The sequence below is a fragment of the Ignavibacteriales bacterium genome, assembly GCA_026390795.1.
Taxonomy (GTDB): Bacteria; Bacteroidota; Ignavibacteria; order Ignavibacteriales; family Melioribacteraceae; genus Fen-1258.
The window spans coordinates 315,720-328,171 of record JAPLFG010000003.1 but is presented as its reverse complement, the minus strand read 5'-3'; the positions used below and the strand labels follow the sequence as shown (position 1 = coordinate 328,171).

Sequence of the window (12,452 nt, the reverse complement as noted above, 5' to 3'; positions counted from 1 at the left end):
ATCAAATGTTTTATTTCGTTTCACCACTATTCGAACGGCTTTCAATTTTTTCATACAAATAATTTTCTAAATTTTGAACTTTCTCGATATTGTCTTTTGATATATCGTGCCATGCAATATTTTTTGATGAAGATTCAAGTGTGGCCATGATGGTAATGGTAGTAGAATATTTTCCTTGTGTTTCAAACATGATGTTGTATTTGTATCGAGTTGTAAGAGAACCACCCAATACGCCAGCTTGTGTGAGTCCTTGAATATAATCCGTTTGTATCCTTTTGTTTGCTTTGTCTTGCGTGATAATAGTGATGCGTTCTGTTAACAGCACATCTTGAATTACTTTCCACACATCATCATATGATTTCTCATATGTTTTTTTAGGATTATATCCCTCAGTTGCAGAAGGAAGCGTTGCGGAACCAATCGAAAAACAAGAGCATAAAAAAATGCTCATGATCGCAGAAGCTACAAATACTTTTTTCATACATTTCTCCTAGTTTGATTTAGCAATGCACACATTCTGTTACGCTAGGCGTATGCGCACTGCTATTAAGCATTTGTCTAGCAATGAATCTACTTGTTAGGAATTGCACGTCTTTAAAAAATAAAAAGGACGCAACTTTCATTACATCCTTCTTCGAGGCACTGGCATGCCCGTGCACAAAGACATAAGAAAGCGCGTCCATTTCGGACGCAACTTACTTGCTTGTTCTCATGCACTTTAAACTTGCCAGTTTTCGAAGAAGAACAACGCAGTAGCTGCGTTATAAAATTATGTTAAAAAGTTTTTATTGTTTCCTTCTGTTGGTTTTCAACTCGCAATAAATCTAATAAAAAATTTAATAATATGTCGACAAAAAATACTTCCTTTGACTTTCGGCACACTCAATAGGAGATATTCTTCTTCTTACAAAGATGGTTCTTATTCAATTGTTTTATTGCATCATAAAATGAAGAATTTTTTTAGTCTTTTATAAAATTATCATCTGCTATCTGTCATTGTTTCAAAAGTAAATTTATTTATCGGATTCATTTTATCCAAGGAGTACAAAAAACGATTCTTTTAATAATTGCTTATAAAAGCAAATTATCCTTCCTTTTTTTCCTCAGCACACATATTAAACTTATGTAATGGAATATGAGAGATATAAAAAAATTCCCAATCTCATGCGCAAGTACCGGAAGATAAACGGGTACAAGCAAAAGGATGTTGCTAAGATTTTGGGAATTAAAAGTACGAGCAAAATCTCGCGATGGGAGAAAGGTGAATGCATTCCTAATTTAATAAATGCATTTAAAATATCCATTCTCTATCGTGTGATGGTCGATTCGTTATTCATTGATCATCTTCGCCAGTTACGTGAAGAAATGAAAAAACGGGAATCCGAGTTCACGAAAAAGAAACAAGCAACACCTCGTAATTAAGTACTGAATTCATGGAATATCCTCACATGTACAACCAACGAACCATGTATGCGGGAGAGTGGTATTGGGTTGCTAAGGGAGTTATCTGGAAATATCCATCTCTAGTCGGTTTCTCTGCATTAGCAGTGTATTTTTTCCTTGCAAGTATGGCAGATGAAAGACAATCCTGTTTCCCATCACAAAAATATATTGCAGATCATTTGGGGTGTTCTCGGGCGACAGTTAATCGAGCAATTCAAAAACTCACTATGCATAAACTCATTGCTCTTGAGAAAAAAGACAGAATGCACAACCGTTACTACTTACTACATGTGGAGCGTTGCACTAAAGGAATTCAGATGTCACATAAGAGAAACTCACCTGTATTAAAAGTTGACACTAACAATACTAACCAACAAGAAATAAATAACAACACAATAGCTCAAGCAAAAAAGAAAGAATTACTTGCTCAAGAAATTGCCGAAATACTTAATGATCAAGAAAATCGTAAAACTTACTTGCAATTTGCAAACAGATATCCAGAAGAGTTTCTAAGAAAAATAGCAGCAGAGGTTAAATTAACCCCATTCCATAAAATTAAAAAAAGTCGATGTGCATTATTTACCTACCTTATTCGTCATTATGAAAACTCACGGACATAATATTTTATCAATCGTTTTGGGAACTAGATATATCGGTGTCGCAATATTTAATGATTCAGATTTACGCGATTGGTTTATAAAATCGCTCAATGGAAAAACGCTCAAAGAAAAAATAAAAAACCTAGTCGGATATGGATCTGATTACATTGAACGATTTAACATAGATGTTGTAGCAATAAAAAAGATGCATTCATCTCGGAGTTCATTGGCGTTGACCAAACTTAATGAATCAATAAAGAACATTGGAAGACAGAAACATCTTGCAATAATTGAATATCCAATCAGTGCTATCGAGAAAACATTACTTTCAGGTAAAACAAATAAAAGGTTATTGACCGAAGAAGTACTCATAATATATCCCGTTGTATATCACGAATATGAACGGGAGAAGAAAAACAAAAGCCGATATCTCACCCGTATGTTTGAAGCTATCGCGATGGGAGTTGTCTGTTTTCAAAATCTTGGTACAAGACAAAGAAAAGTTGTTCAACGTGTACATTAATTATTTATCTATATGAAAAAACTTATTTCACGAAAAGTTCTAGCTATCGATCCGGGAACTCGGCATCTTGGGGTTGCCTTCTTTGAAGGGAAAGAACTTATTTATTATGGAGTCAAGACTATTAAGCATATGAATCTTGCCCATGAAACTTTAAAAGAAGGGAAGAAGGCTATATTGCGTATGATTCATGATTTCAAACCAGAAATACTGGTTGTTGAAAAAACATTTTTTTCAAATAACCGAAACTCTGCATTACTCAATGTTTTTGCCGATGAAATACAAACTATAGGAAAACGGCAAGGACTCAAAGTATATGCATATGCAGCAAATACCGTAAGAAAGCAAATTTGTGGCAATGGTTCAGCAAGTAAAGATGAAGTGGCTAAAGTAGTTGTTTCTTATTATCCTGAACTCAAGCCTTATTTGACATCAGATCGAAAATGGAAAGAAATATTTCACCGCAATATGTTTGATGCGGTTGCGCTTGGATTAATAGCCGTTAATAAAATATAAATCCGACTTCAACAACAAATCAAAGGCATAATTTAATTGAGCGAAAGTCTTTTCAATAGACATGCGAAGTAAACCAACTCATATAACTGATTAATCCCACCTCGCCAGAACAAATAATTAAGAATTATTCTCCTTTATCTTTCAATAAAAATGAAGAAAGATGCTTGTTGGAATTTTTTAAAAGATCCTCAAGATTTAAGGAAGATAATACTTGAATTAATCTAACATTTTCATTGAAAGTATCATCCATTTCTTTTAGTAAGGAAGCCCTTACATTTTGCTCTTCCATATCAAGCATTATATTTTGTATCCTTGAAGAAGATTTCTGTAAAACATCTTGAACGGTAAGTATAGTTGTTTGAAATAGTTTAAATATTTCTTCATTAACCCTTTTATATCGAGCTCTATCAACTAATAGAAGCCCCAATGGTAATACTACACTTAAAGGTATCCACCACCATGAATGGTCATTAAAATAGTCACCAATTGGACGAATAATAAAAAATATATTCAAAAAAAGAATTAAGAAAAACAGAATGGAAAATATAACCGTTGAAAGAGAAATATAATCTATTACTTTTACTTTCATATTGTAACCCATTTTATTTTTACATGGTTGTATTATAACTAGTGCTACATTGATCTACTCGTTTTAACGCGTGTTTAGGTATTCAGTTGCCTATATAAAATTGTGAATATTTCTTCTGTCGTTTCTTAACTCGTTTTATTATGTATGTTAAGTACGACTAAGGATCCAAATAATAATAATAATTGCATTCAAATTGTACTTGAAGGTTGAACATTTATGTCTCAATTTAATACTATTCGAATTGGTTCTTCAATATCTAGGAAATTCGAGAAGAGTAATTAGATCTGAATGTTTCTTGTCCATCAATATACCTTTGACATATTCCTTTGGAATTCGTCCAATGCTCTAAGTCTTGATTTTTTATCATTATTATGAAAATAAATTGAGCTAAATATTCTGGCTAATTACATCAGTATATGTTCGACAGTACAAAAGATTTTTGATTATTGTTTAATAATCATAGATTATCGTGAGATCTAAGTTTTATCTATGTGGTCAAAGGTTATCGTACTTATACTGATGTTGTTTTGAACAAAAAAGATTTATTTTATCCAGAGGAATGAAATTAACCTTTAATTATTTTCAGCGGATACTTATAACCTGACGATATAAATGAATAACTTAGAGAATTACACGAATCAATTTTTTACTTTTCAAAATCCATTTTTCTTTGCAGTAATTATGAGCATCGTTGTATTGAGCGTAACTATTTTGATTTTTATAAAAGTAATCTTTCCTTTACAAAAAAAATTCGTTTTGGAAAATCAGCGATACTTGCTAGAGAAAGCTGAGCTTATGGCATTATTTGCAGAAATGGATCCAGATCCATTAATTAGAATTGATTTATCGGGTACTATAATTCAAACAAATGAAGCTTCTAGGCGACTATTCCCTGGTATCGACTACAAAGAGAAAAAGATTAATGAGGTGTTACCATTATTTTCCGAACTATCAAAAAATAAAACATATCCTTCAATAGAAAAAATAAATGATGTGATATTTTCCGTTATTGTAAAAAAGTATGATAAGTTAAAATTCAGTAATATTTATTTACACGACATCACCCAAGTAAAAAAATATGAATTTGAACTTGAAAATTATAAAAACAGGTTAAAATCACTCGCCAATCGACTCGATTCCGAGTACGAAGAGTTAAAAAAAACATTATCACGTGAACTTCATGATGATATTGGTCAACAATTAGTGATGATAAATATGAAACTTGCTCAGTCGGGAAATTATAAACATGAAGAACTTCTTTCCGACATAGCTACCGTATATGAAAAAATAAGAGAGATATCTAGAACTCTAAAACCAATAGAGCTTAATAATCTTGGCCTCAAATTGAGTGTACAAAGTTTGATTCATAATGTAACTACAAATTCTCAAATTACTGGAGACCTGGAATTCGAGGGGAATGACCACGGACTTAACCATGATGTTGTATTCTGCATCTATCGTATTATTCAGGAAGCAATTAATAATATTATTAAACATTCACAGGCTAACGAATTTTCAATTCATATTGAAATCCTTGAACAAACTATTAATATGGTTATTTCTGACAATGGTGTAGGAATTCCTGCGGAGTATTATTCAAATAATCATAATCATTTAGGTGTTGGTTTGATCAGTATTCAAGAGAGAACTGAAAAACTGAAAGGAACTTTTAAAATTGATTCTTCACCTAGTGAAGGAACGACTTTACTTATTCAGATTCCGAAGGAAGGAATATAATATGTGTACAATCCGATTGCTAGTTGTAGATGATCACACAATTCTCCGACAAGGTCTTGGAGATCTTTTACAAGGTTATGATGATATCTGTGTTATTGCTGAAGCAAAGAGTGGGGAAGAAATGATTGATAAGTATTTTAGTTTTCATCCAGATATCGTTCTCAGCGATATTGAAATGCCAGGCTTGAATGGAATAGAAGCAGCTATTAAAATTTTTGATCGAGATGCTGATGCAAAAGTTATTTTTTTAACAATGTATAATTCTGATGAATATATTTACAAGGCCCTCCAAATAAATGCTTCTGGTATCATTCCCAAAGAGATTGTGAAAATCGAACTCGTGAATATCATAAGACTGGTTTTTTCAGGCAAGAAATATTTTATGGGTAAATCCGAGGAAGAATTAGATAGAATTAAAAAGAAATATGATGAATTTATGAAACCACCCCGTACACGATCTCTTACTCTCACACCCACCGAAAAAATGATATTATTTTATATTTCCGAGGGCAAATCGACAATGGAAATAGCTCAAGAAACGGGTAAAACAAAAAGAACTATTGATACAATGCGTTCAAATATCATGGGTAAATTAAATATTAAATCACTTCCGATGCTTATTAAGTATGCAATCCAATATTCTTTTTTTAATAAAAAAAAGGTATAAATTAAATCCGGTTAAAATCTTGTTGCACTGTATTAATTCTAGACAACAAGTCGATTTTTATTAAAATTCAGCTAAACTCTAATTTGTATAATTTTTGTTAATAGTTTTAATGAAATGTCGTACAAGTACGATATTGATTGCGTAAAGAATAGCATATTTTTCACTATAATATTTATTAAAAATTCCATGGAGATATATATGAATAATTCTCAACCAATTGGTAAAATATTTACAAAAGAAGAAGCTAATAATTTATTTGGAAATGTTATTGATTCAGTGTCTATTAAACAAGGAGAGATTACTTCAGTATTGAATCAGATTCAAAGTTATATTATGTTTCAAGTAAGTAATGGTGAATTAGTGATTCTTGGTGAAGGGAGAAAATTGTTGTATCCAATAGTGAAAAACGTTGGTCCAGATGAAGTATTCGCACTTTTTAGTAAATCTAAAGTTGTGGAATTGCTTAGTTCTGGTACTGGGGAGACTATATCTATTGAGAAAAGGCAGAACCATCTAACAGTCACATTTGGACTTCTTACTTTAGAAGAAGCAGTTTGGTGCCCGCCATTTTGTCCATATTAAAAAATGAATTACCCTTTAATCATTGTTATTATTTCGATCACTGTATGGTTTTTCCCATTATTTAAACAATATAAGACGGACTATTTTTACTTTTTTTTAATACTAGCACTATCAGATATTGTAAAAATCATTTCATTTTACTTATTAAGGATAAATCCTCAAGTATTTTCATTGACATTTGCTTTTCTTCTCACATCATCCTTACTGTCAAACCGTAAACAGAAATACTTTTTTGTTATTCTTTCCATATTAACGTTCATAATCTTTTTGAATTTTTCAATGAATAGAAGTATCCTAATTCTTTCACTAATAGTGACTCATTTTATTATCGCATTAATACTTGTCTTATCGTTGATAAAATATATTCAAAAAGTAAAAGCGGTAAATTTATTCTTGATTTTGTTAATCACTTATGAATACATCGATATAATTAAATTCGTCACCGGGCTCTTAAACAATGAGCAAGGAGGTATTAGTTTTTATTTAGCCACCTTTACTCAAATATTTTTTGGTCTTCTTTTTTCATTCATAACATTTACCTCAAAGGATTTCCCTCTGTTTGTAAAAAAATAAATCTCACACATTATTTATTTACCGTTTTTTACAACTACATTTTATTAAATCGTCTGTAAATTGTATCCGCCTTCGGCTGAAAATGTTAAACAAATGATCGGACGATTTTAAAAAATAGTAATTAATCTATAGAAAGATAAAATAATCATTGCACGTAGTTACTAACCGTACTTGTACTGATGTAAGTATTTAATTTAAAAGATATATTATTCGTGGAATAATACATAATGTATTTCTCAAAAATAGTAAGGCAATATTTGAGGTGATGAGCCGTAAATCACCAAAAAATGAACGTTGCGGTAATAGTTGCCAAAGTTTTCTCACAACTATGATGAGTCAACAAAGATTGTCGACTATGGTTGATTTTTTTTGAAGTCTTTACTAAATCAATCACTGACAAGTTTTCAGTAATTTCTAGCGGAAATCTTGACAACATTTTTAATGAAATATTTGAAATTCAAAACTTATTTGAAACAAATGCTTAATATCAAAACGCAGCCCTTGCTTAAAGGTTAAATCGCAAAATTGTAACAAATAGATTTGAGAGTCGGTTTTCAAAACTAATTACTCAATTATTCATTAAATCGGGGTTTAAATATGAAAAGCATTAAAAGTATTGGGAAAATGTCTGTTCTATTGGCGATAATAGCTATTTCAACATCCTGTACAAGCCAAGAAGACTCAATTACAGCAAATGTTCCAAGTGGATTAAAGATCCCCGTTGAAAGTAATATCAACGGCAAGATTATAAGAGAAATGATTGGTATTGATATAACCCATAAAAATAAACTTAGTAAAACTAGTTCTGTTCTGAGTGGCGGCCTTGAAGATCAATATCTTGTTGATGATTTCAATCATGATGGTTATGCAGATGTTGCTGTGAGAAGAGGCTATTATATTCTGATTGATACTAATCGTGATGGTGTATCAGATATAGCGTTTTCTTTTGGTAATGGTAATTCGGAAAGATGTTATGAACCTTCTAACGGTGGTATTGCTATTGTAAGAGGTAGCTCGGTTTATGTTGATGACAACCTAGATGGAACAGCTGACAGATCATTTAGTTTTGGAAACGGAAATAGTGAGGATCAATATATTTTTATGAGACCTTCGGGTATAGCGGTAAGAAGAGGGAATCAAATCATTTATGATTATGGTATGGATGGAAATGCCGATGGCAATTTTTACTTTGGAAATGGCAATAGTGAAGATCAATATATTCATGGATTTGATCTTCCATCAAGTGGTGGATGGAGCCTAAGGCGTGATTATGTATGGCATCATTATTATACTACCCCTACTTATTCTTATGGTTATGGAAATTCTGAGGATGGGTACTTTCTTGGGAAATTTGATGGCGGTTCGAATTATGACTTTGCTGTATTACGAGGCAACACACTTTATTATGATAATAATCGGGATGGAACTGCAGACGGTAATTTTTCATTTGGCAGCGGACTCAAATAGTAAACAAATGTATAGAAGTTATTTTTCTTTATGAAAAATATAAATGAGAACCGACTCTTTTCATATTTTTAATAAGAAAGTGTAAAATTCTGGGTGAATGTCTAATATTTAACATTATTTATTTTAAGATGTACTTTTCATTTCAGAAAAGTGGGCTAAAAGTTTAATAATGTCACACCTCCTTTTGATTACATTTCATTTAGAAAACAAACCCAATTTTCATTTCAAGTAGGGTTTCATCATCATTGTAAATTTTTATTAATGCGTGGAGTTTTTGATTGAAACGACTAAAATTCGACATTAAATAAAAGATTTTTTATCTTAAAATTTTAAATCATAATAAGATACTCACAGACGAAGTTTTTGAAGGACATTTGAAATGGATAGATACACCGAAAAAACAAAAAGTTGGTTAGAGCAACGGTTTAAGCGAACAACTAATGAGGGTATTTATTATGCTCACCAACCTATATATGGATTCAGAGGTGGTAGTAGTGGCGGATGGGTGATTTCTAGTTACACTGTGACGTACCAGATAATCAAAGCATTATCGCACATGCAATTCAATTCATTATTAGATGTAGGTGGAGCAGAGGGTTATACAGCAGCGCTTATTCGTTCAATATTCAAGGTACATGTCAGAAATTGTGACTTATCAAACGAAGCATGCAACAGGGCGAAAGAAATTTTTGATATTGATGGTGAATCAGTAGACATACATAAATTGCCTTATAGTGATAATGAATTTGATATTGTTGTATGTAGTGAAACTTTAGAGCATGTTCCTAATTTTCGTTTAGCAACAAATGAACTATTAAGGGTTTGTAAGAAAGCTGTTGTTATTACGGTACCACATGAAGCAAAAGAGATAATCGAAAATAACATCAAGGAAAATATTCCTCATGCCCATATACATTATTTTGATATGAAGACTTTTGATTTTGTAAAACCGATTGTAAAAAAAATTAAGACAAATAAAATGCTTAGCACCAGATTAAATATTCCTCGTGCTATTGTTGAATCTAAAAAAAGAGAAAAAGAAGAAACAAGTTATTCCTCGATTTCAGTAATAGTTTATAATTTATTTAGACCATTATTTCATTTGGTCTTTGGGAAAAAAGCTGTAACATTTTTAATGAAACTTGATGAGAAATTTTCGAAAAACGTCAAGTCTTTTTCGGGAATAATATTTATCTTACTTAAAGACGAAGAATTCTTTTCGGAAATCCCGCTCAGAAAAATTTCGGCATCCCAAATAATAAATTTTACAGTCCCGTATTATTATTTGAATAGACAACATTAGTAAAAGAGAATAAAACAGCCGGATACCACAATGTAACTTTTGATGCAAGCAGATTAACAAGTGGAATTTATATTTATACCATTAATTAATGCAGGTAAATTTGCTCAGTCAAAGAAGATGCTGCTAATGAGGTAACTTTTAGCCAAGATTCTCAAATCCAAAGTCGCCTTATTGAATTGAGGCGACTTTTTTATTATTTACTATCCTTATAGAACATTCACCCGATCGGAACTCTGACAAAAATTTACACAAAAATATACTATCACTATTAATTCTTCTGAAATTAAAGGAAGCTTATCCAAACATTCTAGTTGCAGAGTTTATTTTACGAAAATCATCTGCTCGAGTACTTGTCGTACTTATACTGATTCCTCACACATTTGCAAACCCTATATTTTAATTAATTAAACGTGATTTAAATTATTTAATAATGAGATATAAAATGGCTCCAAGGATTCGAGTTTCTTGTATTAATAAACATGAGCATTATAATCCACACGAACGAATAATTAATATTGGTGGTGTAAATCTTGACGGTAGTAGATGGAAAATGGCGCAGCAAAAAGTTATTGTGGCCATCAAGAAGGGTGAATATGCTTTCTATGTGAAGGTTGGTAATTACGAAACTAATGTCATTGTCTCGACCCATAATGGTAATGAATACATTAAAACTCTTCCAGATGCAACAGGAAAAGATAATTTGCTCAATCTTCCGGAGTGCCCTATTTAATATAGCTAATAAAAACAATGTTTTTTAAAGGATACAGGTTTGAGAAGACATAGAAGACACATGAATGGTGAAAAATACTTGGGTAACAAAAACACTAAAGAAGTCCATGATCTAGATAATGAGAAAAAAGTGTGTCAGATTGATGAGATTATAAATGCTGCCAATGATGTTCCCTTTACTTCTTTACTAGAGGCATATATTCAAAAATTTGATAATTGTGCTTATTGTATCGGGAATTCAAAAAGATAATAATATTGCTGTTACTTAATAAGCGCGATTTTAATTTCTTTTTGTAATATAAGTATTAACAACCGAACGGATAATTAGAAATAAAAGCCAATCGTGTATACTGTCTTTTTTATGTAACTAAATTTATTCAAATTATTAAGTCTGAGGCGGTTCTTAACTAATAGAAAATACTACTCTACAATATCAAATTGAGTAATGAATGGATGTAAGAGATTTCATTTATTGTAATGAAGTACAACAATTAATAGTTGATTTAAAAAAGTCTGACGCGAAGGCAAAACACTATTCTGATCTTATAGATGACGAAGGGAATCAATATGTTGACCTCGTTCAAGAAGGAGGCGGAGTTCTAGGAATTGCATTGTTGGGATACACCTATGTGATGGAGGAGATGGGTATTAGGTTTTTTAGTTTGGCTGGGACATCAGCAGGGGCAATCAATACGCTACTTTTTGCTTCGATTGGTAAGATTGAAGAGAAAAAAAGTGAAAAGATTTTAGAGATTCTAAATTCAAAAAATCTCTTTGATTTTGTAGATGGTCCTCCGTCAGTTCGACGGTTGATTCAATCAATAATTAATCCATCTGGGATTTTGAAAAAGATTTTTTGGTTTTTGTGCAGCATAAATCACCTCATTAAATTTAATGGATTAAATCCTGGTGATAACTTTTATAATTGGATTACTGAAATTTTAAGAAAAAATAATATTCTTTCTCAATTACAGCTCACTCATCTTCGAAGTATTCAGCCAAAGGAACTAAAGATTCGTGAGGGCATTAATAGAAGCGTAAATGATTTGATCCCAAAACTTAAAATAATTGCGGCTGAAATCAAAACCGAGACTCGTGTTATTTTTCCCGAGATGAATGAACTGTTTTGGGACTTATCCGAATGTGCACATCCTGCTGATTATGTACGTTCTTCAATGTCAATTCCGGGATTTTTCCATCCTCATAAAGTAAAGCTGGATACTCATATTCAGAAAGAAGATTGGATTCGATTAGTAAAATATAATGGTGAGCTACCTCAAGAAGCTGTTTTTGTTGATGGTGGAATTATGTCAAATTTTCCCATCGATGTTTTTCACAATATAAATATGGTCCCTCGATTACCAACGTTTGGAATAAGGTTGGGAACAGATAGAAATACGTTAAATCATGCTGGTACAATTCCAGGTTTATTAATGTCAATTTTCAATTCTGCCCGTCATGTACTTGATTATACATTCATACTCCAAAATCCGGATTATGAAAAATTAATTTGTAAAATTGATGTTGGTAATCACAACTGGCTCAACTTTTCGATGCGTGATAGCGACAAACTTGATCTTTTTATTCGAGGGGCAAAAAGTGCTGCTGAATTTTTAATGAAATTTGAGTGGGAAGAGTATAAAAAAATCAGAAAAAGTATGATAAATAATTAAGGTTTAGAAACAATTTTCGTTTTGTGACATCTCCCAAATAAGTTATTAAGTAAA

General features: G+C 31.6%; 14 protein-coding genes. 12 read left to right on the top strand and 2 right to left on the bottom strand.

The window, feature by feature from the left end:
• Positions 1-10 precede the first annotated feature (10 nt).
• Entirely contained in the window at positions 11-481 is a 471-nt protein-coding gene (bamC, locus tag NTX65_05080) for an outer membrane protein assembly factor BamC (protein MCX6168686.1), read from the bottom strand.
• A gap of 647 nt (positions 482-1,128) precedes the next feature.
• Here bamC and NTX65_05075 point away from each other — a divergent pair.
• The 4 genes from NTX65_05075 to NTX65_05060 are packed head-to-tail and all read left to right on the top strand — an operon-like array spanning position 1,129 to position 3,078.
• Complete coding sequence (locus tag NTX65_05075; GenBank protein MCX6168685.1) at positions 1,129-1,422, top strand: helix-turn-helix transcriptional regulator; 294 nt, start codon at positions 1,129-1,131, stop codon at positions 1,420-1,422.
• A 26-nt stretch (positions 1,423-1,448) separates the two neighbouring features.
• Positions 1,449-2,063, top strand: a complete 615-nt coding sequence (locus NTX65_05070; protein ID MCX6168684.1) for a helix-turn-helix domain-containing protein — start codon at positions 1,449-1,451, stop codon at positions 2,061-2,063.
• Complete coding sequence (locus NTX65_05065) at positions 2,044-2,565, top strand: hypothetical protein (GenBank protein MCX6168683.1); 522 nt, start codon at positions 2,044-2,046, stop codon at positions 2,563-2,565. Before NTX65_05070 ends, NTX65_05065 begins: the two co-directional genes overlap by 20 nt.
• Before the next feature lie 12 nt (positions 2,566-2,577).
• A complete protein-coding gene (locus NTX65_05060; protein ID MCX6168682.1) occupies positions 2,578-3,078 on the top strand; it encodes a crossover junction endodeoxyribonuclease RuvC in 501 nt (166 codons plus the stop codon).
• A 124-nt stretch (positions 3,079-3,202) separates the two neighbouring features.
• Here NTX65_05060 and NTX65_05055 read toward each other — a convergent pair whose 3' ends face one another.
• Positions 3,203-3,667, bottom strand: coding sequence for a hypothetical protein (locus NTX65_05055; GenBank protein MCX6168681.1), 465 nt, complete (start codon positions 3,665-3,667; stop codon positions 3,203-3,205).
• 612 nt (positions 3,668-4,279) lie between these two features.
• On the opposite strand from NTX65_05055, the gene NTX65_05050 reads away from it, so the two are divergent.
• From NTX65_05050 to NTX65_05015, 8 genes are all read left to right on the top strand, one after another.
• Positions 4,280-5,404, top strand: a complete 1,125-nt coding sequence (locus NTX65_05050) for a sensor histidine kinase (GenBank protein ID MCX6168680.1) — start codon at positions 4,280-4,282, stop codon at positions 5,402-5,404.
• A 1-nt stretch (position 5,405) separates the two neighbouring features.
• A complete protein-coding gene (locus tag NTX65_05045; protein MCX6168679.1) occupies positions 5,406-6,071 on the top strand; it encodes a response regulator transcription factor in 666 nt (221 codons plus the stop codon).
• Positions 6,072-6,269: 198 nt separating this feature from the next.
• Positions 6,270-6,653: a hypothetical protein gene (locus tag NTX65_05040; protein ID MCX6168678.1), complete on the top strand. Its 384-nt coding sequence runs from the start codon at positions 6,270-6,272 to the stop codon at positions 6,651-6,653.
• A gap of 1,197 nt (positions 6,654-7,850) precedes the next feature.
• A complete protein-coding gene (locus NTX65_05035) occupies positions 7,851-8,693 on the top strand; it encodes a hypothetical protein (GenBank protein MCX6168677.1) in 843 nt (280 codons plus the stop codon).
• A 379-nt stretch (positions 8,694-9,072) separates the two neighbouring features.
• Positions 9,073-9,996: a class I SAM-dependent methyltransferase gene (locus NTX65_05030; protein MCX6168676.1), complete on the top strand. Its 924-nt coding sequence runs from the start codon at positions 9,073-9,075 to the stop codon at positions 9,994-9,996.
• A gap of 442 nt (positions 9,997-10,438) precedes the next feature.
• The gene (locus tag NTX65_05025) at positions 10,439-10,726 is read left to right on the top strand and encodes a DUF3892 domain-containing protein (protein MCX6168675.1); all 288 of its coding nucleotides are present in this window, start codon (positions 10,439-10,441) and stop codon (positions 10,724-10,726) included.
• A 60-nt stretch (positions 10,727-10,786) separates the two neighbouring features.
• Entirely contained in the window at positions 10,787-10,975 is a 189-nt protein-coding gene (locus NTX65_05020) for a hypothetical protein (protein ID MCX6168674.1), read from the top strand.
• A 199-nt stretch (positions 10,976-11,174) separates the two neighbouring features.
• Complete coding sequence (locus tag NTX65_05015; GenBank protein MCX6168673.1) at positions 11,175-12,398, top strand: patatin-like phospholipase family protein; 1,224 nt, start codon at positions 11,175-11,177, stop codon at positions 12,396-12,398.
• The last annotated feature ends 54 nt before the right edge of the window (positions 12,399-12,452 follow it).